At 34.7% G+C, this 25,767-nt stretch carries 18 protein-coding genes and 1 tRNA gene; 8 read left to right on the top strand and 11 right to left on the bottom strand.

Annotated features, from left to right (window positions below; all coding sequences use genetic code 11):
- Position 1: 1 nt before the first annotated feature.
- The 8 genes from hisH to IPM51_05755 form a co-directional block, all read right to left on the bottom strand.
- A complete protein-coding gene (hisH, locus tag IPM51_05790; GenBank protein ID MBK9283816.1) occupies positions 2-592 on the bottom strand; it encodes an imidazole glycerol phosphate synthase subunit HisH in 591 nt (196 codons plus the stop codon).
- Complete coding sequence (hisB, locus tag IPM51_05785) at positions 589-1,713, bottom strand: bifunctional histidinol-phosphatase/imidazoleglycerol-phosphate dehydratase HisB (GenBank protein ID MBK9283815.1); 1,125 nt, start codon at positions 1,711-1,713, stop codon at positions 589-591. Before hisB ends, hisH begins: the two co-directional genes overlap by 4 nt.
- 1 nt (position 1,714) lies before the next feature.
- The gene (hisC, locus tag IPM51_05780; GenBank protein MBK9283814.1) at positions 1,715-2,767 is read right to left on the bottom strand and encodes a histidinol-phosphate transaminase; all 1,053 of its coding nucleotides are present in this window, start codon (positions 2,765-2,767) and stop codon (positions 1,715-1,717) included.
- Between the two features lies 1 nt (position 2,768).
- Positions 2,769-4,049, bottom strand: a complete 1,281-nt coding sequence (gene hisD, locus IPM51_05775) for a histidinol dehydrogenase (protein MBK9283813.1) — start codon at positions 4,047-4,049, stop codon at positions 2,769-2,771.
- Positions 4,050-4,055: 6 nt separating this feature from the next.
- Positions 4,056-4,910 carry an ATP phosphoribosyltransferase gene (locus IPM51_05770; GenBank protein MBK9283812.1) on the bottom strand — a complete coding sequence of 285 codons (855 nt, stop codon included), beginning with the start codon at positions 4,908-4,910 and terminating at the stop codon, positions 4,056-4,058.
- Positions 4,911-5,141: 231 nt separating this feature from the next.
- Entirely contained in the window at positions 5,142-7,097 is a 1,956-nt protein-coding gene (locus IPM51_05765; GenBank protein MBK9283811.1) for a T9SS type A sorting domain-containing protein, read from the bottom strand.
- Between the two features lie 128 nt (positions 7,098-7,225).
- Positions 7,226-9,292, bottom strand: coding sequence for a T9SS type A sorting domain-containing protein (locus IPM51_05760; protein MBK9283810.1), 2,067 nt, complete (start codon positions 9,290-9,292; stop codon positions 7,226-7,228).
- 147 nt (positions 9,293-9,439) lie between these two features.
- Positions 9,440-10,681, bottom strand: coding sequence for an isocitrate dehydrogenase (NADP(+)) (locus tag IPM51_05755; GenBank protein MBK9283809.1), 1,242 nt, complete (start codon positions 10,679-10,681; stop codon positions 9,440-9,442).
- 119 nt (positions 10,682-10,800) lie between these two features.
- Between IPM51_05755 and IPM51_05750 the strand changes: the two genes are divergently transcribed.
- Positions 10,801-11,457, top strand: coding sequence for a phosphatidylserine decarboxylase family protein (locus IPM51_05750; protein ID MBK9283808.1), 657 nt, complete (start codon positions 10,801-10,803; stop codon positions 11,455-11,457).
- A gap of 20 nt (positions 11,458-11,477) precedes the next feature.
- Positions 11,478-12,125: an NAD(P)-binding domain-containing protein gene (locus tag IPM51_05745; GenBank protein MBK9283807.1), complete on the top strand. Its 648-nt coding sequence runs from the start codon at positions 11,478-11,480 to the stop codon at positions 12,123-12,125.
- 3 nt (positions 12,126-12,128) lie between these two features.
- Here the strand turns inward: IPM51_05745 and IPM51_05740 are convergent, their stop codons facing one another.
- Together IPM51_05740 and IPM51_05735 are read right to left on the bottom strand one after the other, a co-directional pair.
- Positions 12,129-14,246 (bottom strand): tetratricopeptide repeat protein, encoded by a 2,118-nt coding sequence (locus IPM51_05740; protein MBK9283806.1) that lies wholly within the window; start codon positions 14,244-14,246, stop codon positions 12,129-12,131.
- Between the two features lie 47 nt (positions 14,247-14,293).
- The gene (locus IPM51_05735) at positions 14,294-17,788 is read right to left on the bottom strand and encodes a hypothetical protein (protein ID MBK9283805.1); all 3,495 of its coding nucleotides are present in this window, start codon (positions 17,786-17,788) and stop codon (positions 14,294-14,296) included.
- A gap of 264 nt (positions 17,789-18,052) precedes the next feature.
- On the opposite strand from IPM51_05735, the gene ftcD reads away from it, so the two are divergent.
- Together ftcD and IPM51_05725 are read left to right on the top strand one after the other, a co-directional pair.
- Positions 18,053-19,741 carry a glutamate formimidoyltransferase gene (gene ftcD, locus IPM51_05730; protein ID MBK9283804.1) on the top strand — a complete coding sequence of 563 codons (1,689 nt, stop codon included), beginning with the start codon at positions 18,053-18,055 and terminating at the stop codon, positions 19,739-19,741.
- Between the two features lie 2 nt (positions 19,742-19,743).
- Complete coding sequence (locus IPM51_05725) at positions 19,744-20,415, top strand: T9SS type A sorting domain-containing protein (protein ID MBK9283803.1); 672 nt, start codon at positions 19,744-19,746, stop codon at positions 20,413-20,415.
- Here IPM51_05725 and IPM51_05720 read toward each other — a convergent pair whose 3' ends face one another.
- Complete coding sequence (locus tag IPM51_05720; protein MBK9283802.1) at positions 20,416-20,886, bottom strand: hypothetical protein; 471 nt, start codon at positions 20,884-20,886, stop codon at positions 20,416-20,418.
- A 185-nt stretch (positions 20,887-21,071) separates the two neighbouring features.
- Here IPM51_05720 and IPM51_05715 point away from each other — a divergent pair.
- The 4 genes from IPM51_05715 to IPM51_05700 all read left to right on the top strand — a co-directional run bounded on the left by IPM51_05715 (position 21,072) and on the right by IPM51_05700 (position 25,767).
- Positions 21,072-21,158: transfer RNA gene (locus IPM51_05715), tRNA-Ser, on the top strand.
- An 828-nt stretch (positions 21,159-21,986) separates the two neighbouring features.
- Positions 21,987-23,060 (top strand): hypothetical protein, encoded by a 1,074-nt coding sequence (locus IPM51_05710; protein ID MBK9283801.1) that lies wholly within the window; start codon positions 21,987-21,989, stop codon positions 23,058-23,060.
- 3 nt (positions 23,061-23,063) lie between these two features.
- On the top strand, positions 23,064-23,438 hold the full coding sequence (locus tag IPM51_05705) for a DUF1987 domain-containing protein (protein MBK9283800.1): 375 nt from the start codon (positions 23,064-23,066) through the stop codon (positions 23,436-23,438).
- Between the two features lie 220 nt (positions 23,439-23,658).
- Positions 23,659-25,767 carry a tetratricopeptide repeat protein gene (locus IPM51_05700; protein MBK9283799.1) on the top strand — a complete coding sequence of 703 codons (2,109 nt, stop codon included), beginning with the start codon at positions 23,659-23,661 and terminating at the stop codon, positions 25,765-25,767.

Genomic DNA, 25,767 nt, shown 5'->3' with positions numbered 1-25,767 from the left:
TTTATAAATTCAAAAAATTAGTAATTAGTTTTTGTCCGGCCTCCGCTGATTTTTCCGGATGAAATTGCACGGCATAGAAATTATTTTTTTGCAATGCCGAACTATAAGGCAAAATATAATCTGTAGTAGCTATGCTGTGCACACCTTTTTCCACGTAAAATCCATGTACAAAATACATGTATTCCTTTTCTTTAATCCCATTAAACAAAGGACCTTTTAGGTTTTCGATATTATTCCATCCCATTTGGGGAACTTTAAATGCATTAGTATCACTTTTAAATAGCAAAACTTTTTGATCAAAAATCTTCAAACAATCCGTGTTTCCTTCCTCCGAAAAGGCGCACATTAATTGCATACCCAAACAAATTCCTAAAACCGGTTGCTTTAAATTCACAATAAGCTGATCCAATTTTTTTTCTTTTAAATAACGCATGGCCGTTGATGCTTCACCCACACCGGGAAAAATAACCTTATCAGCCTTTGCAATTATTTCCGGAATATCACTAACAACAGATTGAACACCCAATCTTTCCAAAGCAAAGGAAACGGAACGCACATTACCGGCATTGTATTTAATAATGACTACATTCATAATAATCCTTTGGTACTTGGCAATTGCATATTATTTTCATCACGTTTTACCGCTTGTTTTATACACTTAGCTAATGCTTTAAAAATAGCTTCAATTTTATGGTGTTCATTCTCCCCTTCCGCCTTTACATTTAAATTGCATTTAGCCGCATCTGAAAAAGATTTAAAAAAATGAAAAAACATTTCCGTAGGCATTTCACCAATTTTTTCTCTGTTAAATTTAGCATCCCACACCAACCAGCTTCTTCCTCCAAAATCCAAAGCAACCTGCGCCAAACAATCGTCCATTGGCAAAACAAAAGCATAGCGTTCAATTCCCTTTTTATTTCCCAGTGCCTTTAGCAAACATTCTCCTAATGCAATTGCAGTATCTTCAATGGTATGATGTTCATCAACCTGCAAATCGCCTATTACGTCAATTTTTAAATCGATACCTGCATGTTTGGCAATCTGATCGAGCATGTGATCAAAAAAGGCTAATGCTGTTTTAATTTCAGCATTTCCGCTCCCATCGAGATTTAAGGAAATAGAAATTTTTGTTTCCTGCGTATTTCGCTCTAAACTTACCGTTCGAGGAGGCAATTTCAAATAAACATAGATATCATTCCAGGCTGATGTTTTTAAAACCAAAGTATCTTCTAAACTTTTATCTATGGTTTGATCGTGCACTTCATTCATAATGAAAATTGCCTTAGCTCCTAAATTTTTTGCCAATTGAATATCTGTTATTCGATCTCCAATTACAAAAGAGTTTTTTAAATCATATTCATCAGAAAAATAATTAAGCAACATACCGGTGTTGGGCTTGCGCGTGGGTTTATTTTCTTTTTCAAAACTCTTATCGATATGTATCTGCGCAAAAGTTATTCCTTCACCTGTCAAAGTTTGTAACATTTTATTTTGCGCCGGCCAAAATGTTTCTTCGGGAAAAGATGATGTTCCTAATCCGTCCTGATTACTTACCATCACCAATTCATAATCTAATTCCCTAGCTATATTAGCTAAAGAAGTTATAGCGCCCGGAATAAATTCTAATTTTTCAAGTGAATCAATCTGAAAATCCGATTTCGGTTCCACAATGAGCGTGCCGTCTCTATCAATAAACAAAACTTTCTTCTTCATATTATTTAAACTTATTTAATGTGCTGATTAATTTTTTATTCTCTTCCATTGTTCCTACCGTAATACGTAAACAATTCTCGCATAATTCAATTTTACTTCTGTTTCGAGTGATGATGCCTTCATTCACCAGATAATCGTAAACGGCATTAGCATCCTGCATTTTAATTAGTAAAAAATTAGCCTCCGAATCATACACCTTTAAAACAAAAGACAAAGTGCTCAACTCATCTCTTAATCGCGTTCTTTCCTGTACGCTAACTTTAATCCACTCATTCACAGCTTGAATATTATCGAGCGCTTGCAAAGCCAATTGTTGTGTGGCTTCATTTATATTATAAGGTGGTTTAACTTTATTAAACAAAGAAATTATTTCTTCCGACGCGAAAGCCATTCCTAATCTTAATCCTGCCAGTCCCCACGCTTTAGAAAGGGTTTGTAGAATCACTAAATTAGGATAATTGAGTAATTCAGGAATTAAACTACGGTAAGAGGCAAAATTGATGTAAGCTTCATCTATCACTATTATACCCGGAAAGTTTTCAATGATCATTTTAATATCCGACCACTGAACCCCATTACCGGTTGGGTTATTGGGACAACAAATAAAAATCAATTTAGTTTGATCAGATATTACTTTTAAAATATTAGTTATATCCAACTGAAATGTTTCCGGTAACAATGGAACCTTTACCAATAACACATCGTTGATATTAGCTGAAACTTCATACATGCCGTAAGTTGGAGGACAAATTATTACCTTGTCTTTGCCCGGCTCACAAAATATTCGGAATAAAATATCGATAGCCTCATCGGAGCCGTTACCTAAAAATATATTTTTTGGCGGAAGGCCTTTGATAGTGGATAATTTATCTTTCAATTTTTGCTGATAAGGATCGGGATAACGATTAAAATTTTCATTGAGCGGGGAACCAAAACTATTTTCGTTCGCATCCAAAAAAACATCAGCATTTCCCTTAAACTCTGAACGAGCTGAAGAATAAGGCGTCAACTTTAAAATATTGCTTCTGATAATTTTTAATAAATCAAATTTCATTTTATTTTTTCTTTAAACGAATACTAACTGCATTTTTGTGTGCATCTAATTGCTCGGTTGCTGCCATTATTTCAATGGCCAATCCAATTTTATTTAAACCCTTTTCAGTAATTTTTTGAAAGGTTATCTTTTTGAGGAAGCTATCCAGGGACACACCACTGTAGGCGCGTGCATGTGCATTGGTAGGAAGGGTATGATTGGTGCCTGAAGCATAATCACCGGCGCTTTCGGGTGTAAAATTTCCTAAAAAGACAGAACCTGCATTTGTGATTTTTTCGCCAATTGCTTCTGCTTTCTTGCATGCTATTATCAAGTGTTCAGGTGCATAAGCATTAACTACATCAATTCCTTCCTTCAGATTTTTCACCAAAATAAATTTACTATTCTCCAATGCTTTTTTTGCTATTATTTTTCGCGGCAATTCCTCTAATTGAGTCAACACCATTTGCTTCACTTTATTTATAACCTTTTCTTCCTGACTAATGAGAATTACTTGCGAATCGGCTCCGTGTTCGGCCTGAGAAAGTAAATCAGCAGCCACAAAAGCAGGTTCACAAGATGAGTCGGCCAAAATTGCTAATTCAGAGGGGCCGGCAGGCATATCAATGGCCATCCCTTCTTTACAAACCAATTGTTTCGCACAGGTGACATATTGATTTCCGGGTCCGAATATTTTATAAACCTGCTCAATAGATTCCGTACCATAAGCCATGGCCGCAATGGCCTGAGCCCCGCCTACTTTATAGATTTTTTTAATACCCACTAAAGAAGCAGCATATAAAATTGCGGGATTTATTTTTCCGTTTTTATCGCAAGGTGTACACAAAATTACTTCCTTACATTTGGCAAGAGCCGCCGGAATGCCCAACATTAAAACCGTAGAAAATAAAGGAGCGGTACCACCAGGAATATATAAACCTACTTTTTCAATTCCCACAGCCTTACGCCAACAACTTACGCCGGAAGTAGTTTCTACTTTTTTATATTTTTCAGATTGTGATGCGTGGAAAGTCTTAATGTTTTTAGCAGCCAACTTAATGGCGTTTTTTAAATCCGGACTTATTTGCAGGATAGCATTCTGAATTTCCGCATCGCTAACTTGCAATGTTTTTAACTTAACCTGATCAAACTGCAGGGAGAATTTTTTTAAAGCAGAATCGCCCTTACTTTTTACTTCGCGCAATATTTTGGCCACTTTTTCTTCCAATAAACCCGTATCCATTAAAGGTCGTGTTAAAAGAAGACTCAAATTTTTTCCTTTCGGATATTTATAAATTTTCATTCTATCTTATATTATCATTTTTTCAATGGGAACCACTAAAATTCCCTGTGCTCCGTTAACTTTTAAATTTTCTATAATTTCCCAAAAATCATTTTCATTCACAACGGAGTGAACGGAACTCCATCCCTTTTCAGCCAAGGGCAAAACCGTAGGACTTTTCATGCCCGGTAAAATAGAAATAATTTTTTTTAATTTGTTATTCGGCGCGTTAAGTAAGATATATTTGTTGTTTCTTGCTCTTTTACTCGCCTCAATTCTGAAAAGCAATTTATCCAATAATACCTTTTTTTCTTTATTTAATTTTTTATTGGAAATTAAAACAGCTTCAGAACGGAGAATTACTTCTACCTCCTTAAGTCCGTTGGTAAGCAAAGTACTACCTGAGCTCACCAAGTCACAAATTGCATCCGACAAACCAATACCCGGGGCAATTTCTACAGAGCCGCTGATTTCGTGAATTTCAGCTTTTATTTTTTTGGACTTTAAATACTTTTGCAAAAGCACAGGATAAGAAGTAGCAATGCGTTTACCCTGAAGATCGCGAACATTTTTATAAATTGCCGACTTATCAATTGCAATAGATAGACGGCATTTACCAAATCCCAGTTTATTTTTGATTTGAACGTCTTTCTGTTTTTCAATCAGTACATTTTCTCCCACAATACCAATATCCGCTACCCCATCGGCTACATATTGTGGAATATCATCATCTCTCAAAAAGAATAATTCGAGGGGGAAATTATTAGCATCGGTTTTTAATTTACCGTTGGGACTGGAGAATTCGATTCCGATTTCTTTCAAAAGTTTCACGGAATCTTCGTTTAGTCTTCCTGATTTTTGTATGGCTATTCTAAGTTTCATAATTATTATTAGTTTAAAAATAAAAAAAGGCCTACCATTTGGTAAGCCTGTTCTGTTGTTAATTATTTAAGAATTACACAATAGCATCAAAGCCTACCCGAGGGTAAGAGCATGATGATGTACGTGTAATTGATTATTCATGGGTTCAAATGTAAGACAGATTTTTATAATTTCCAAAAAAAAGCTCCAATCGGTATAAATCGGAGCTTTTTATATATTATTGGTGTAAAATTACTCCTTTATTAATTTAATAGTTTCTACAGCATTTCCGCTTTGAACTTTTATTAAGTATAATCCGTTAGATAATTTATTTAAATCAACACTAACTTTATTATCTGTAGTTGTTTTTTCGCTTATTACTCTTCCTGATAAATCAGTTAGCATGATATTTTTCTCTTTACCATTATTTAATTCAACAATCACTGAATTTATTGCAGGATTTGGATAAACCTGTAAACCCTTTAATTCATTGGTCAGATTGGATAGACCCGTACACAAGTTAACTGTAACATTAGATACAAATGTACTAGAACAACCCGTTACCGAAGATGTACCTTGCACAGTATAACCTGTTGTAACAGTTGGACTAACGGCAATTGTGCTTGAACTAGAACCCGTGTTAAACCATAAATAAGAATTTGCTCCATTTGCAGTTAAGGTTGTAGTTTCTCCAACACAAATAGTTTGGTTACCGGCTACAGAAACTGATGGACCGGCTGTAACGGTTATATTAGCCGTTGCAAATGTTGCAGAAACGCATCCCGCACTATTTGTACCTACTACAGTATAACTAGCATTTGCAGTTGGATTAACAACTGCGCTTCCGCCTTGAAAAGTATAGGTATTTGCTCCGGAAGGTACCAGAGTAAAATTAGCACCGGCACAAGAAGTACCTGAGTTTACTGAAATTGTAGGTAAAGGCAATGCGTTAACCGTTATGCTTGATGTTACAGGTAAAGAATTACATCCTAATGAATTTGTTCCTACTACAGTATAATTTGTATTTGTTGTCGGACTTACCACAGCGTTACCGCCTTCATAAGTATAGGTTGATGCACCTGAAGGTGACATAGTAAATGAATTACCAGAGCAAATTGAACCGCTGTTTACAGATATAGTTGGAAGTGGAGTTACAGACAGAACTACAGCTGTGCGTGAAACTGAAGTACAAGCTGTACCTATGTTAATTGTAACAGTACCAAATCCTGTCCCAACCATTGCGACATTATTTTGATTAGTTCCTGAATTATAAGAACCTCCACCGCCACCGGAGTAATTAGCACTTCCTGATCCACCTCCTGAATAACCACCGCCACCGCCGCCACAATTACAGAATCCATATCCAACAGATCCTCCTCCTCCACCTAATCCCCATGTTCCTGTAGTTGAAGTGGTATTTATACTATATCCATTCTCACCCAAAGATCCATTATTATTAAAATTCCAACCTCTCCCACCTTTACTAATATTATTTACATTATAAGTATAATTACCTCCATCAGCACCACCTGTTCCTCCGGCACCTCCGCTTCCTCCACCAACTATTCCTGCTGTTGTTATTACAGCATGTCTGCCTGCGTAATTATATTGTTGGAAATCAACACCTGCACCACCACCAGCAATAATCATAGGGGTAGCTCCTAAACCAACACCTGAAGCTCCTCCACCACCGCTTGAAGACGGATCTGAATTACCCCTTGCACCTACTACAACATTTAAAACATTTCCAGGCGTAACCGCAAATACACCTTGCATACTTGCACCCATTCCGCCCGGATATAATCCATAAGCCGTTAAAGATCCGCCTGCAGCTCCAACAGCAGTAATTGTAATTTGAGTAACACCTACTGGAATGGTAAAATTTTGAAGACTTCCTGTGTAGGTAAATGTATTAATACCAGACACAAAAGATTCAGCATAATATGTCGTTGTGTTAACTGGAGTTATACTAAAATCAGCGCCACTCGCACTAGAACCAATTGGCGAACCTCCGGATGGAACAGTATACCAATTGATAGAAGCACCCACAGCAGTTGCATTCAAACTAGTTGTTGCTCCGGAGCATATAATGCTTGGCGTTGCCGTAACTGACGTAGGCGTTGGGCATTGTGCTTTGGTTGTAACACACGCTGCAAATAGCACTGCGAAAGTTAAACCTGTCTTGAAATTTTGTAAATTTTTTATCATGTTTTTACTTTAATTTTACCATAAATCTAGTGAAATTTACCTTTCAGCACAGATAAATTATTAATTATTATCATAAAAAAACTCCGATCGGTTTAGATCGGAGCTTTTAATAGATTTATAGAATAAGATTACTCTTTGATTAATTTAATAGTTTCTACAGCATTTCCGCTTTGAACTTTTATTAAGTATAATCCGTTAGATAATTTATTTAAATCAACACTAACTTTATTATCAGTAGTTGTTTTTTCGCTTATTACTCTTCCTGATAAATCACTTAGCATAATATTTTTCTCTTTACCATTATTTAATTCAACAATCACAGTATTTACAGCAGGATTTGGATAAACCTGTAGTCCTTTTAATTCGTTTGTCAGATTGGATAAACCTGTACACAAGTTAACTGTAACATTAGATACAAATGTACTTGAACAACCCGTCACCGAAGACGTACCTTGCACAGTATAACCTGTAGTAACAGTTGGACTAACGGCAATTGTGCTTGAACTAGAACCCGTGTTAAACCACAAATAAGAATCTCCTCCATTTGCAGTTAAGGTTGTAGTTTCTCCAACACAAATTGTTTGATTACCGGCAACAGAAACTGATGGACCGGCTGTAACCGTTATGTTTGCTGTAGCAAATGTAGCAGAAACACAACCCGCACTATTTGTACCAACTACAGTGTAGCTGGCATTTGCAGTTGGACTAACAACTGCGCTTCCGCCTTGAAAAGTATAGGTATTTGCTCCTGAAGGTACCAGAGTAAAATTAGCACCGGCACAAGAAGTACCTGAGTTTACTGAAATTGTAGGTAAAGGCAATGCGTTAACCGTTACACTTGATGTAACAACATTTGAAATACAACCAGCAGTATTTGTCCCTACAACTGTATAGTTAGTGTTTGAAGTTGGACTAACAACTGCATTTCCTCCTTGATACGTGTAAGAAGCAGCTCCGGATGGAGACATAGTAAATGAATTTCCTGAGCAAATTGAACCGCTATTAACTGTAATAGTAGGTATAGGTGATGCGTTCACAGTTACACTTGATGTCACGACATTTGAAATACAACCAGCAGAACTAGTTCCTACAACTGTATAATTCGTATTTGTAGTAGGGCTTACAACAGCATTACCACCTTCATACGTATATGTATTGGCGCCAGAAGGATTCATAGTAAATGATTGTCCAGTACAAATTGTACCGCTGTTAACAGCAATTGTAGGTATTGAATTGACATTTAATGTTAACGTAACAGTAGAAGGGCAACCAGGTTGAGCAACTCCTGCAACAGTATAATTAGTAGTAAGAGTTGGATTTACAACTATACTAGCAGTATTTAATCCTCCAGGAGACCAAGTATAACTATTCCCTCCCTCTGCGGTTAAAGTAGCACTAGAACCTATACAAATTGCACTTGGTGATGATGATGCAGTAATACAAATATTATAACCTTGCCAAACATTTGCATTACAAATAAAGAACATATTATTTGAATAAGAAAGGTTGTAATAGGATGGCGCACCGGCAGTTGGAGGGAATTGAACAGTAGAAACATATGCGCCAGTATTATAATTAATATGATATGCCCTTCTATTAACATAATCATATACTGCATACTCGATTCCTGGAATTCCAGTGAAGAATCCACAATTTGTAGTTAAATTTCCAAAACCAACAGGTAATCCTGTTATAGGAATTGTAGCAACCAAGGCGCTGGTGGTTCTGTTTCGCTTTATTAAATTACCGCTATTATAGTATATAATATTGTTAGTTGAAGGATCATAGGAGCCCATACTTTGTGGATCTGGCTGAATGTTTCCTGCAGGAAAAAAAGCTCCTGCATTAGTTGGAATTCCAGAACCATTTAGTGTTACCGTATATATTCCTGAACCGTTGTATCCGTTTCCTTCTAACACATTAGTATTAGGATTCCACCAAGTACCCCTTGCGTCATAACAAACACTTGTATTTGAAATAGGAGCTCCTCCAGTACTAGTATAAGTCGTCATTTGATTACATCCACCGCCTCCTGAACTTGCGTAATAAAGGTTAAAAATCGGATTAAAGGCAATCATCATTGGAGTTCCTGGGGCTCCAGTTAGCGTTACAATTGGAACTGCAGTAATTGTTTGTGCTTTAACAGTATTGTAAAAAGATACAAAACAAGCAATTAATGTAAAATATTTTTTCATTGTTTTTATGGATTTTTTAATTTGACGCAAAGATAGAGATAATTACAGTTCATCACAAATTTATCCTTTGTTTTATATTCACTATACAAAAAAAAAGCCCCATCTCGCCAAAGACAGATGGGGCTTTTAAATTATGTACAAATAATTTTAGACTGTTGCTTTTGAAAGTGCCAATTTTAAATTCGCATCAATTGCTGCTAAAAATTCTTCTGTATATAAATAGTGATCGCCATGCTTTACTTTATTACCATGTATACAAACGGCTAAATCTTTTGTCATTTTACCTGATTCAACTGTTTCAACACAAACTTTTTCCAATGCATGACAGAAATTAATTAATTCTTGATTATTATCTAATTTACCTCTGAATTCCAAACCTCTGGTCCAAGCAAAAATACTGGCAATTGGGTTGGTAGAAGTTGGTTTGCCTGCTTGATGATCGCGATAGTGACGAGTAACTGTTCCGTGCGCAGCCTCAGCTTCCATGGTTTTTCCGTCCGGAGTAACTAACACAGAGGTCATTAAACCTAATGAACCAAATCCTTGTGCTACGGTGTCTGACTGAACGTCTCCATCATAATTTTTACAAGCCCAAACAAAATTACCGTTCCATTTTAATGCAGAAGCCACCATATCATCAATCAAACGATGTTCGTAAACAATACCTGCAGCTTCAAATTTTGCTTTAAATTCTTTTTGATAAATCTCTTCGAATATATCTTTAAATCTACCATCATACTTTTTCAAAATTGTGTTTTTGGTTGAAAGATATAATGGCCACTTTTTAGCTAATGCAGTATTAAAACAAGAGTATGCAAATCCTTTTATTGATTCATCGGTATTGTACATGGTTAATGCAACTCCATCTCCTTTAAAATTATACACTTCAAAAGATTGAGCTTCTCCTCCACCTTCCGGTGTAAAGGTTACGGTTAATTTCCCCTTTCCTTTAGTTACAAAATCTGTGGCACGATATTGATCACCAAAAGCATGGCGTCCAATACAAATCGGTGCGGTCCAATTCGGCACTAAACGAGGTACATTTTTACAAACGATGGGCTCACGAAAAACAGTTCCGTCTAATATATTACGGATAGTGCCATTTGGCGACTTCCACATTTGTTTTAATTTAAATTCTTCCACACGTTGCTCATCCGGAGTAATGGTGGCGCATTTAATACCCACATTGTATTTTTTGATGGCTTCTGCCGAATCAATAGTAACCTGATCATTAGTGGCATCACGATGTTCAACACCTAAATCATAATACTTGATATCCAAATCAAGATAAGGTAATATTAATTTATCTTTAATAAATTTCCAGATAATACGGGTCATTTCATCACCGTCTAATTCCACAACCGGATTGGCTACTTTAATTTTTGACATGCTGCTATTGATTTAATTTTTAAGACAACAAAAGTAAAAAAGCAAATGATTTAATCAATGTTTTTTAGCGAAATATTATTGATATTTATCCCTTATATTTGAACAAAAAGCGATTATCAATGAAATTTCACAAAGAAGGATATGTAAGTTTAATATTAGTACTGATATTTGGAGCCATTATCACCGGAATTGCCCATTATTTTTTTCCCACATTTTTTATTGCGCATTTATTTGCCTATGTATTAAGTGGATTTTTACTCATCGTTATTCTCCAATTCTTTAGAGATCCTAAGCGGGAATTCACCAAGGGCGACAACCTCATTATTGCACCTGCGGATGGTAAGGTGGTGGTGATTGAGGAAACAGAAGAAAACGAATATTTTAAGGATAAACGTTTACAAGTAAGTATTTTCATGAGTCCAATAAATGTACACATCAATCGTTACCCTGTAAAAGGTGTAGTTAGTTTTTTTAAATACCATCCCGGTAAATTTTTAGCGGCCTGGGAACCCAAAAGCAGTACAGAAAATGAAAGAACAACAGTAGTAGTTAAACATAATAACGGAAAAGAAATTTTATTCCGACAAATTGCCGGTGCTCTTGCAAGAAGAATAGTATGGTATTGTAAAGAAGGAGATCAGGCAGAACAATGCGGAGAAATGGGTTTTATAAAATTTGGTTCGAGGGTAGATTTATTTTTACCAATTGGTACAAAATTAAATGTAAAATTAAATGATGTGGTAAAAGGCTCACAAAGCATTATTGCCGAATGGTAATTAATTAAATAATATAATCTATGAAAAAAGTTGCAGTTATTGGCTCAGGCGCAGTTGGTAAAACATTGGCCAAAGGTTTTTTAAAACACGGATATGATACCACGATTGCTTCGAGGAGCGAAGAAAAAAGAAAGGCGCTGGCTGCTGAAATCGGAGGTAATATTAAAACTGCCAGTTTTGCCGATGCCGCTAAGAGCGCTGATATTATAGTATTGGCCGTTAAAGGACATGCTGCCAAAAATGCGATTACGGAAATAGGTATTGATAATTTAAAAAACAAAACCGTTATTGATACCGGAAACCCGATTGCCGATTTAGCTCCGGTTAATGGCGTATTACAGTATAGCAGTAATTTAAATAAATCGTTAATGGAAGAGTTGCAGGAAATTTGTCCGGATGCTCACTTTGTAAAAGGTTTTTCTTGCGTTGGAAGTGCTTTTATGGTTGAGCCGGATTTTGGAGGTACTAAACCCAGCATGTTTATTTGTGGAAATAATGAACAAGCCAAAGTAGAAGTGAAAGAAATACTTACCAAATTTGGCTGGGAAATTGAAGATATGGGAATGGTAGAAGCTGCTCGCGCAATAGAACCTTTAGCCATGCTTTGGTGTATACCCGGAATGCGAGAAGGTAAATGGAGCCATGCTTTTAAACTACTTAAAAAGTAGAAATTAAACTCGAATTCCGATTAAACAAACGTCATCCACTTGTTCTAGGTTTCCTTTCCAATCATCAAAATATTTTGTGATGATGCTTTTTTGTTCTTGAAACGGAAGTTGATGATTATTTTCAAATAAGGCCAACATATTTTTTAATATTATTTTTTTGCCGTTTTCTCCTCCAAATTGATCTGCATACCCATCCGAATATAAATAAAATACATCTCCTTTCACCAATGGAATAGGATGTGTAGGAAATGGCGTAATTTTATCTGTTTTTCCAATGGATTGTTTGTGCGATTTTATTTCTACTCGTTTTCCTTTACTAAAATAAATCAAAGAGTTGTTTGCACCCGCCCACTTTACTTCGTTACCATCAACACATAACAATGAAATATCCATACCATCATTCATCTGCTCTTCATTTTTACTGAAAGTTTCTAATATAAGATCTCTGGTTTTGTCTAATAAATTTCCGGGCTCGGTAATTTTAAACTCAAACAATGATCTGTTGAGTGCGTTACTGCAAACCACACTCATCATAGCGCCCGGTACACCGTGTCCGGTACAATCGGCTACTGCAATGTATTTTTTATTTTCGTACACTTCACACCAATAAAAATCTCCCGCCACAATATCTTTTGGACGGTACATAATAAAATTATCGGGAAAAATGGCAGATACACTTTTTTCAGAAGGGACAATAGCGTTTTGAATACGTTTGGCATAAGTAATGCTATTCGTTATATCCAGATTCTTTTCGGCAATTTGTTTATTTTGAATGGCCAGCTGTTCGTTTAATTTATTTTTAATTGAGTATCGATTCAAAAATAATATTCCAATAATTAAAAGCAAACCAATAGCCATAAAACTAATATTTCGTATTCCGGTTTGGCGTTGCAACTCAAGTTCTTTGCGTGAATTCTCCAACTCGGCTTTCATATTTGCTTTTTGCATATTTTCGAGTTGATTAGTTTTAAATGCATCGTCGTACTTGGCTTGCAATTCGGCAATTTTCCTTGAATTTTCCACTTTAAAAATGGTATCATTAATATGTGCATACAACTTCATATATTGATAGGCTTTGGCAAAATCTTTTTTACCGGAAAACATTTGGGCCAGCGATTCATACGCATTCTTTTCTATCTGCAATAATTTATTTTCTTTAGCGATAATAATGGCCTGATTTAAATATTTTTCCGCCTTATCCATTTCCTTAAAATGTTTATACACCACGCCCATATTCACTAATACGCTTGTTTTAATTAAGGGATCGCTGCTGTTGTGATAATATTCCCAAACTAATTCAAAATACTTTTTTGCTTCATCATACTTTTTTAATTCAAAATATAAATTGCCTACATTATTATAAGTCCCATACAATCCTTCTTCATCATTAATTTTCTTTCTGAACTCAATTGCCTTTTCATAAGAACGAAAGGCCTTATCGTATTTATTCAAATTAGTGTAAATATTCCCCAAATTATTATAACACGATCCGGCAATATATTCTTCGCCAATTTGATTAGCCAGTTGTAAAGCGCTTTCGTGAAATGAAATAGCTTTTTCGTCATTCCCCATACTTTCATAGGCATTTCCTAAATTAGAAAGCACACGCGCCTCCCCTACACTATCCTTTGTTTCACGCTTTAATTTTAAGGCTTCTAAATTATGTTCTATCGCTAAACTGTAATTCCCTTGATTTAAATATAAACCGGCTATATTAATATGCGAACTGGCAATGGATTTTTTTGATCCTACTGTTTTTCCATCCGCCCGGATTTTTTTTCTTTGTTGCAATGTTTTTATATTATACAATAAACTATTTTTATAATCGCCTAAAAAATAATAAGTACCGGCTAACAGATTCAAACTTCCGGCAATGCGATCTTCTTCCTTTGATTTAATGGTAGTTGCTAAATATAGTTTAGAATAATTCAAAGCTTGTTTTGTATCGGTTTTCCATAATGCTTGCACCAAATCATCTAAAGCATCCATCTTCAATGAATCATGAGATTTACCGGTAATGATCTTTTTTAAACTATCAATGTAATTATCTGATTTACCCAATTGAGGATATAATGCCAGCACCAAAAAAAAGAGAATAACTTTAGAATATAAACGAGGCATAAATTAAGCGTGAAGTTAATAATAAAGCCTAATTGAATATAATATACTTAGAAAAAAGCACGTATTTGTGCTCCACCAATGTGAACAATACTGGTTCCCGGACTTTTCCTTCCGTTATAATTGATACTCATCTGAATATTAGTACTTAAATTGCGACTATAAACTAGTTCCCAAGTATAATTTTCCCCTTTGTTTAAAGAATTAAGCATTTCAAAAGATACCGGTGAATTAGCATCGGAATTGTAATTGATTAATATATAATCGGCCCTGGCATTTAAACTGCCTTTTTCGGTTTGATTAAAACGTATTTCTAAACCCACATTATTGATAATGGCTTTTTCATTAGCACTTTCGTAAATATTTCTTTTTTCTGAATATTTATAAATTCCGGCAATACGGTAGTTAGTGCTGTTTTGAAAAATTAATTTTGATTCTGTTTCAAATGTTTCTATCATATAATTTCGATTGGAGAAAAACTGAGAACGATTGCCTTTTCTGGAATACGTGTTTAAGTTATTGATGGCCCAGGATTTTAATATATTTATCCGATCTCGTATTTCGTGCGAAAACAAACTTCTATCCTCAAATCCGTTTAAAAGTAATTGACGTGAATTATTATCCGTGTACGTATAATCCATTCCAAAAACCGCAGAACTTTGATTCAAAAAAACGCTTTGTCGTAAATTACGTGTGTTTGCAATTAAAACGGTATCGTGCACATCAAATAAAGGATTGTAATTATTTAAATCTTTATTATCTGCTGTTTTATTATCCAAACGTACGGCGGTTTGAAACATCCATATACGTGCAAATTTTGCTAAGGTCGTTTTTGGGTTGCGAATTATGGTGGATGGTCTGATATTAAAAGATACGCTCAACAGATTTTGTAAAACTTTTACGTACTCATTGGTTGGTGTAAAAATTCGTATAAAGCGTGCCTGATCATTATATTGAGCAATTTCAAACTCATTCAATTCTTTAATATCATTCTTATTATAATCAATCCAGGCGTATTGACCTTGTCCGGGTGCAACTTCCAAATAATAAAACTCTTTTTTATTTTCTAAACCATACCCCGATTCATAAAAAATTCCGGCCGTTATAAATCCCTTGAAATACCTCGGATTATATTCTAAGCGACTTAATAAGGTATTATCCGGCTTTAGAAAAGTTCCCACTACATTTTTTAATTCCAAAGTACGGTAAGTGATAATTAAACTAATCGGGTTATTTTTTATAGAATATATAGAAGATGACAAACCATAATTTTTGGCCAAGGTGCTATCTTTTAATTCGTTTCCGTAATTTAATTTATCCTGTCTTTCCTTATAAAATAATTTAATTCTGTTTTTACTGCTATCTGCATTAGAAATTGAACTTTCCCACTCCCAAAACTGATAGGCTCTCGCCTGTAAAGTATCTTTATTAATATTACTGAATAAGTTCCGCTCAAATTCATCTGTGTAAGCTAACTTTACTTTACCAAAAATTTGGGAAACATTAGACTTGTGTCGGTAAAATTCTGTTCCCTGTTTAATGAGTTGATCTTTGCTATTTAGTAAAGAGCCTGAATAAGCTGAGGCGAATTTTTTCAAATAATATTTGCCGGTTACCTGATGCTTTTCGCCCAAGTAATTTGTTCCTTCAGAAAACAAATTGTAGTTATAGAGCAAAGCACTACCGGAGGATTTAACCAGTCCCATTTCCACATTTCCGATATGCTGATCATTTACTAAAAGTACACCTAAGGGTCTGTTCCAATCCCTTTCAAATTCTACCGATCGAAAACGTTCAACCTGTGTAAATTGTTTTTGCAAAAATTCATAGTTCAAATTATATACAAATTTAGTGTTGTTATGGAGTGTATCCTTTTTCAATACTATTTCATTTTTACTTCCAATTTTCACACCACTTCCCTCATCATTTTCTTTGTTGGCTTTACTAAAGGTATTAATATCATTGCGTGTGTAAACACCTTCAACATTTAAAACATTATTTTGGGTAATCGAATGGGTAATTCCTCCGGTAACCATTTGATGTTGTTTGGGCGTGATTAATGGAATAACCGGCTCATATGCACCCTGCAATAATCCATTTATAGGCGCTATCCATTTATACACTTTACCATTAGCAGAAGATGTGATTTGGATATAATTTCCATTCCCTTGTCCCACATTCGAAAACTTCAATCTGTATTTAGCCGAATCGGCAATTGTACTGTACACATAAACATCCGGATACAAAATTAAATTTACAGTAGAATCGAGCTTTCGGTAAAAAACATCGCTGGTGTTAAATTCTGCTTCCTGAACACCGGTATAAACTGCTTTTTCCAAACTATCACCTATGCGTATTAAAGTATTTTTCTGATCCTGTTCTAAGGTTTGTTGCAGCGGACGACTTTTATTATCCTGTTCGCTGAAAAAATTGAAATATACTTTTGTTTTTTTTACTGACACTTCTTCACCGAAATGAAAAAGCGAACGCGCATAATTTCTTTCGGCATATTGAAATTCGGCCACTATTCTTTTATCCTTGGTAATGAATTGTTTTGCCGTAAACGTAATTTCACCGGTGTTATAATCAATGATGTAATCGTTTTCTTGTCCGCGTTGCAAAAGTTTTCCATCAATAAATATTTTTTCGGTTCCGCTTAATACAATAATAAAAGGTTCATTATCTGCTCCGCGTAAACGATAGGGTCCTTGATTATTTTCTGTACCAAAAAATACTTGTCGGGAAAATTTACCTCTTGAAACGGCGCCGGCCAATCGTGTGTTAAATTGAACCGGATTTTTATCGCTGCTATCGGCATAAACATTTTCAAAATAGATTCCTTGTGCTCTTTTATAAAATTTCATGAAATGAGAATTTTGAGGCTTTGCCAATTGATAGTCGCCCACAATCATTTTAGAATCTTTAGTGCTTAATTGGATAAAAACCTTATCAAACTCTTGCAATTGCGCGGTGGTTCCGTCGGCCTGAAAAGGAATATTGTTATCTGTGGCAGCCATCACCAAATCAATTTCAGGAGTAAGTTTACCACTCACTTGTAAATTTAAATTGGAGTTCACAACTACATCTTGCGTATTTCCAAAAGATAAACCCCTGCTGATATTCCCGTTTTTATTAAGTCCGTCGTTTAAAAAAAGTTGATCTTGTTTAGTTGTTCCGGTATAAGAAATGATGAATGGGTTATTTGGTCGACTTAAATCGGTGTACAAAGAAGCCGCATCGCGGTGGAAATATTTTTTTTCCAAATTGAGTGGAAAAGCTTTGTATGAAACAAAAAAACTATCCGGTTTACCCTTATGAAATACTAAAGCATGACTTTTATAGTTAATTTCAGGTAATTGAGATGAATCCAATTGAGGAAAGAATGTATATTGAATAGTACCGGGAACTAAGCTTAAGGTATCTAAAATAAGTGTATCGGAAATAACTGTGAATTTTTTATAGCGAGAAGAATTGAGGGGTTGTGCCAGTACTTTAAAGGTAACTAAACAAAGGCAAGCAATTTGAATGAACCTCTTTAAATACATTAAGAAATAACGTTTTTAAAGATAGTAAATTGTGGGGAAAGGACTGAAATTAACTACAATATTAGCGCAAAATTAAGAGGGAAATTGATAAGAATTGCGAATGTTCTCATATGTAAATTCGCGCAAAAATATTTATACTAAATAAATTGTTGTTTATCGATATTTTGAATTCATTTTAATCGAAACTTTCTTTAAAACAAGGTTTTGAGCGTATTGCAGATTTTAGTAGCTTTAAAATCGAATTTTGCTTGTTAAATTTTAATTATGGAACAAATTATAGAGTGTGTACCCAACTTTAGCGAAGGAAGAAACCCGGATATCATCAAACAAATAACGGATGAGATTGAAAGTGTTGAAGGCGTACAGCTTTTAAACGTAGATCCGGGTAAAGCAACAAACAGAACTGTAGTTACTTTTGTCGGAAATCCAAAAGCCGTTATTGATGCAGCGTTCTTAGCCATTAAAAAAGCGGGTGAGTTAATTGATATGAGTAAACATAAAGGCGAACATCCACGCATGGGCGCCACTGATGTTTGTCCGCTTATTCCCATAGCAGGTATTACTATGGAAGAAACCGCGGTATATGCTCAACAATTAGCTGAGCGTTGCGGTAAAGAGATAAAGTTGCCTATTTATTTATATGAAGCCGCACAAAAAAATAAAGAAAGATCAAACCTTTCTGTAATACGTGCCGGCGAATACGAGGGATTTTTCAAAAAAATTAAATTAGCGGAGTGGAAACCGGATTTTGGTCCCGCTGAATTTGATGCCAAACGCGGAGCCACCGTTATTGGAGCACGCGACTTTTTAGTAGCCTATAATATTAATTTAAATACCACTTCAACCCGCAGAGCTAATTCCATTGCCTTTGATGTAAGAGAAGCCGGGCGCGTAATGCGAGAAGGAAATCCAATTACCGGTAAAGTTATAACTGATGCAGATGGAAGTCCAAAATCAATTCCCGGAACATTAAAGGCTGTTAAAGCAATAGGATGGTATATAGAAGAATATGGTATTTGTCAGATTTCAATGAATCTCACCAATATTAATATAACTTCTGTTCATCAAGCCTTTGATGAAGTTTGTGCAAAAGCAAGCGAAAGAGGAATTCGGGTAACCGGTTCAGAATTGGTTGGATTAATTCCGCTTAAATCCTTACTGGATGCCGGTAAATTCTTTTTAAGAAAACAAAAACGCTCGCTTGGCGTAAGTGAAAAGGAGCTTATTAAAATTGCAGTAAAATCTTTGGGACTTGATGAATTATCTCCTTTTATTCCGGAAGAAAGAATTATTGAATACAAATTAAGAAAGCCAACCGATTCGAAATTGATAAACATGCGCTTGAATGATTTTGCGGATGAAACAGCCAGTGAAAGTATGGCTCCCGGAGGTGGATCTATTTCCGCCTACATGGGTACATTAGGTATTTCACTTGCAGCTATGGTAGCCAATTTAAGTTCACACAAAAAAGGATGGGACGATAGATGGGAGGAATTTAGTGTCTATGCAGAAAAAGCGCAGCAAATAAAAGATGAATTAATAAAATTGGTAGATGCCGATACAGCCGCATTTAATAAAATAATTGCTGCATTTGCTTTACCAAAAAGCAATGATGAAGAAAAAGCAATTCGAACACAAGCAGTACAAGATGCGACTAAAATTGCCATTGATGTTCCGTATAGAGTAATGGAGTTAAGCTTTGAAAGCTTATCCGTGATTAAAGCGATGGTAGAAAACGGAAATCCAAGCTCCATTACCGATGCCGGTGTGGGCGCCTTGTGTGCCAGAAGTGCCGTAATAGGATCATTTATGAATGTTCGGGTAAATGCCACCGGATTTAATGATAAAAAATACATAGAAAATTTAATTGCCAAAGGAAATGAAATGCAAGAAAAAGCCATTTCAACCGAAAAAGAAATAATTGAAAAAGTAAAAGAAAGGTTAGGATTATAATGATGAAAAAAATATTGTTTGCCATAGTATTACTATTTTCTGTTCACTTTTATTTTTCTCAATGCACCATGACTATAGTTCCTATTGCTCAATTTGGTGGTCCCGGTACTTATGTAAATCCACCCAATGGTTTTGCAGGACCCTATCAGGTATGTAACAATGCTGTGGTTTACGATACATTAGGCACATCCAATCGAAGATACTATTTACAAGAAGGAACAACACTTTATTTAAAAAATGCTTTTTTTCATTACGTGTACATGGACTCCACCTCTACCCTTGTAAATTTAGGCGGAATAGGCGATCACTATGTATATAAAACAATACAAGCGAATATATCAGGAGTTATTACGCCAACTCCGGTTAATTGTAGTGCAATCAATTTCCCTACCTTAACTTGTAATGCTCCAACGGTTACTGGCGTTCCGGATTTAAACATGGAGACTGAAATAATTATTTACCCAAATCCAACAAGTGATTTTATAAACATCACACATGCTAAGGGGAAACAATTTTCAATAAAAGATTTATCGGGAAGGATTTTAGAAACGCTTTATATAGAGGAAGAATACTTTCAATTTAATGTATCAGAAATTGAAACAGGTATTTACTTAATAGAAATAAAAGAGGTAAATCAAAAAAACAAACAAACAAAAATTATTATTAATCGGTAATTATTTGTTTTTTCCTTTTCCTTCACCATTCCCTTTTCCATTACCTTTCCCTTTCTCACCTTTGTCCTTTTTATTTTTAGCTTTTCCTTTTAAGGCGTGAAATTCTGCAGAGCCCGGCTTAATACCTAATTCTTTTGCCAGAGCGCCCCATCCTTTATCTGTGTTTTTGGTGAATGTAGCTAAAACTGTTTCCGGTTCTTTTTTGGATAGTTCAGCAACTTGAAAAGTCATAAATACATCAGCCGGTGAAATATTATCATTAATCATTTTATCAATCTTTTGCTCACTAACGCCAAATTCGAGCGCTATTTCTGACTTAAAACCGGGTAAATCCGCTTTGGCTTTTACATTGATATGATCTAAAGAAGCATCTAATTCGGCATCACCTGATTTAACTCTCAAATTAAAATTTTGAGCCATAAAAAAAGTAGAACACAGACTAAATAAAAAAAATAAATTAATAGTTTTCATAGTATAATACTTAAAGGTTGATTTTGAGGCTTATCTGTAACTTCTTTTCTTACTCGTAATAGTTAGAGGTTACTTAATAAAGCTCCAATAAATATAGCCAAAAAATAACACCAAAGAATTGCAATTCTACTGCAATGGCTATTATTCATCGAAAAAATAAGCTTATTTTTGCCGTTCCAATTATAGGAGACTTGTCAGAGTGGTCGAACGAGCAAGCCTGGAAAGTTTGTATACGGGCAACCGTATCGAGGGTTCGAATCCCTCAGTCTCCGCAAGATGATCAATGAAGACCCCGTGATTAGCGGGGTTTTTACTTGGAGTGAAGTGAATCATGCTCGCTTGAATTCACGTAACGAAAAGGAAAAATACCCGAAGGGTCTTCATTGATCCACTGCTTGGTGACAAAGGGATCATGTTAATAATCCCTCAGTCTCCGCAGATAAATCAAACCATCCCCGCGATTAGCGGGGTTTTGTTTTTGAAATGAAATAAACCAAGCTTGCTTGAGGTTATGAATGAAAAAACAAAAACCAAAAGGATGGTTTGATTTTGACAATGGGAGGCATTGGGAAAAACGCAGTTAATCCCTCAGTCTCCGCACCAAAGTAGAAGCAACCCCGCGATTAGCGGGGTTTTGTTTTTTTGGAAAGAATGAAGAAAACAAGTTTTCTGAAATGAATAACAAAAATACAAATACCTGTAAGGTTGCTTCACTTTGGTGCTAACCTTCCCCAAGGGATCATGTTAATAATCCCTCAGTCTCCGCAAGATGATCAATGAAGACCCCGCGATTAGCGGGGTTTTTACTTGGAGTGAAGTGAATCATGCTCGCTTGAATTCACGTAACGAAAAGGAAAAATACCCGAAGGGTCTTCATTGATCCACTGCTTGGTGACTAAGGGATCATGTTAATAATCCCTCAGTCTCCGCAGCTAAATCAAAGCATCTTATAAGGAATATATTTCACGCCCATACTACAAAAATAAGAGGTTACCCTTAAGATTAAATTAACTTTCAGTAAGCCAAGCATGCTTGTAAATCAATAAAAAATAAAATTGTTGAATTTTAAATAATTCGTATTTTGGTAAAAATAATATAGCATGAGTAATATTCTTAATAAATTAAATACACACAAAATCTGTCTTTCCTATTTAGGATTATTTGAAGATGACATCACGGATAAAATAATCGGAATAAGCGAATATTACTTGGATAACAAAACTGATTTGAGCAAACTTAAAAATAAAGTTTCCTTTTTGATTGCTGAATGTTTCCAAAATATAGTCAGACATGGAGAAACAAAAAAAGAAACCGTAAAAATAGAAGGGTACTTTCAATTAAGTGTTTTAGATGATCGGGCAATTTTAACTTCGTGCAATTTGGTTACACATGATGTCGCAAAATCTATTGAAAGCAAACTTAATCAAGTGAATCAGCTCGATGCAGAAGGTCTGAAAAAATTATATACAGATGTTTTGCAAAATGGCGGACTTTCCGAAAAAGGAGGCGCGGGCTTAGGATTGATTGAAATGGCAAGAAAGTCGGGTTTGCCCCTGAAATTTTTATTCAGAGAAATCGAAAACAATCAGTACCGTTTCTTTTTAGCATTAGAAATAATAAGCAAAAAAGATATTACAGAAGAAAAGGCTGATATATTAGAAATAGAAAACCTCTACAATGAACTTTCTGCGCAAAAAATCATGATGCTATATAAAGGAGATTTATCCAAAGATATAGTAGTTCCATTAGTAGAAATGGTACAATCAAATTTTTCTAATAAAGAAGATATTACAAGTACAGAAAAACGGAGCATTATTACGCTAATAGAATCTTTACAAAACGTTTCAAAACATGGTAAAATTGTTAATGGTTCAAAAGAAGGTCTATTAACAATGATAAAATCAGATAACAATTATACCATAGAGGTGAGCAACACAATTGATTACGAAAAATACCCGAAGTTTGAATCGATGCTTCGATCAATTAAAGAAATGGATAAAAACGAATTAAACAATTTATATAAAAAGCAACTCATGGATCCGGAAATTTCTGAAGAAGGAAATTGCGGCTTGGGTTTGCTTGAAATTTCTAAAAACTCAGGCGGCAATTTTAATTATACATTTACACAACAAGACAATAAAGACTATTATTATTCGATTCAAATTAATATTTAAGATATGGAAATTCTCACTATTGAAGCAACAAACGAAACACCTGCTGTTCATTTAAACGCAAGTGAAGGGCAATTTAACTTTACCGGAAAGTCTTACCCTGAAAATGTAAACGAATTTTATGGGAGTACTTTAAATTATATACAAGATTATATTAAGAATCCTGCTGAAAAAACTACACTTGAGTTTGCCTGGTCATACTACAACACAGCAACTTCTAAAATAATGATTAAAATAATTAAGGAGTTAAAAACTGTAGTTGACGCAGGAAAAGAATTTCAAATAAATTGGCATTGCAAAAGCAGCGACGAGTTAATGATTGAAAAGGGTGAAGAGTTGAAAGATTTATTGGATGTTAACTTCTCTGTGATTCAATTTTAAACAGATGCGGGTCTTTAGATTTAATTTTTACAAATTCAATTTATTACTTTTTTCTTTCCTACAAATTAATTATATATATTCTCAAAATTCAAAAACAGATTCACTATTAGCTGAACTCAATGTCGCAAAGCATGATACAACTCGTTGCAATATTTTAAATGACTTGTGCAGAAAAGTTTCAAACTCAGAGACAATAAAATATATTAAACAATTAGAAAAGTTGGCTGAGACAAACTTAAAGGCTTTATCAACCAATAAAAATGGATCTGTAGAATTTAAAAGCAACAACAGCATTAATTCACCTAGAATTAAGTTCTTCAAAACACATCTAGGTAACGCGTATAACCTTTTTGCAAGTTACTATGAGTCCGACGATGACTTTATTAACGCTTTGCTATTTTATAAAAAAGGTCTTAAAATTTGTTCTGAAATAGACGATAAAAATGGTAGTGCTTATTTTTTAAAAAAAATGGCTAGTATTTATTTTGATCAAGGTAATATAAATAATGCTTTAGATTATCAACTAGAAAGCCTCAAAATTTATGAAGAGATAGATAATAAGGAGGGAATCGCGAATTCTACAAATGTATTGGGGATTATATATAATAATCTGGGCAACGAGCAAAAGGCCCTAGAATATTATAACAAAAGTCTAAAAACACAAGAGTTGATAGGGAACAAAATTGGTATAGGAGAAGCAGTTTATAATTTAGGGCATATTTACGGAGATCAAGGTGATGAATCAAAGGAGATAGAATATTACACTAAGGCGCTTAAATTATTTGAGGAATCAGGTAGCAAATCAGGAATTGCTTTTGCATTAAGCGGAATTGGAATTTATTACTTTCATCAAAAAAACATTCCAAAAAGTTTAGAGTGTTTGAACAAATGTCTTCAAATTAGACTAGAAAGAAACGATAAAAGAGGCATCTCTGAATGTTTAAATAATTTAGGGTTCATTTATAATAGTCAAGGTGATATTCAGAAAGCACTGGAGTTTTATCATAAGAGTCTGAATATAAAAGAAGAAATTGGGGATAAAGATGGAATGACTTACGCATTGAACCATATCGGCTTTATTTATTTCGAAAGAAAAAATTACCCTAAAGCAATTGAATATTGCAGTAAAAGCATGAAAATTAGCAAGGAATTAGGGTTTCCAGCAACAATTCGGAATGCCGCTGAAAAACTAAATCAAATATATTCGGCAATGGGCGATCATAAAAATGCATTACTCAACTATAAACTTTTTATCACAATGCGTGACAGCATCAATAACATTGCAAATAAAAAAGCGAGTATTAAAAATCAGCTAAAATATGAATATGATAAAAAAGCATTGGCAGATAGTTTACAATTAGCCGAAACAAAAAAACTAAGCAAGGCACAATTGGCAGAAAGTACTGCCAAACTTAAACAAGAAAAAACGCAACGATTTGCACTGATCACCGGCTTAACATTGGTGCTAATATTTTTAATTTACACATTCATTCGATTCCGCCATTCACAAAAACAGAAAAAACGAATTGAACATCAAAAAATATTAGTTGACCAGAGCCAGAAAAAAATAGTGGACAGCATTAACTATGCAAAAAAAATTCAAAACTCTATTTTACCTTCCGGTGATGAAATTTCTGCTATTTTCCCCAAACACTTCATCTTCTTTAAACCAAAAGATATTGTGAGTGGTGATTTTTATTGGTTTTATCATCGAGATCATTTATCTTTTATAGCTGTGGCAGATTGTACAGGACATGGAGTGCCCGGAGCCTTTATGACTATGATAGCCTCAGCCGGATTAAATGAAGTTATCATTGAACAAAATAGTATTCAACCAGAAATTATACTAAGCAGCCTGCACTCAACAATTTTTAAAGGTTTACAACAGCAGAAAGGCGATGAATACTCTCAGGATGGCTTAGACATTTCGTTAGCTGTAATTGATCATAAATCTCATTTGCTTCATTTTTCAGGTGCTCACAATCATGGCTTTTTAATTGATAATGGAGAAATACGTACTTTAAAAGCTAGTCCAAAATCTATTGGAGGTTTAAATATATTGGGTGAAATTGAACCAAATAGGAAATTTAAAGGAGAGACTTATCAGTTAAATAAAGATAGTATATTGATATTATCTACAGATGGAATTTACGATCAACTTAATCCATCCGATGAGAAATTTGGCCTTCAAAGATTTAAAGAATTAATACTCCGATTAAACTCTGATGATAATTTAGTAAACTTAAAAACGGCGGAGCAAACATTTAACAATTGGAAACAAGAAGTACCTCAATTAGATGATATATTGATGATTAAAATAAAATTGTGA

The sequence above is a fragment of the Sphingobacteriaceae bacterium genome, from assembly GCA_016715905.1.
Taxonomy (GTDB): domain Bacteria; phylum Bacteroidota; class Bacteroidia; order B-17B0; family Aurantibacillaceae; genus Aurantibacillus.
The sequence above is the reverse complement of the archived record's forward strand: the minus strand, read 5'-3'. Positions and strand labels throughout refer to the sequence as shown.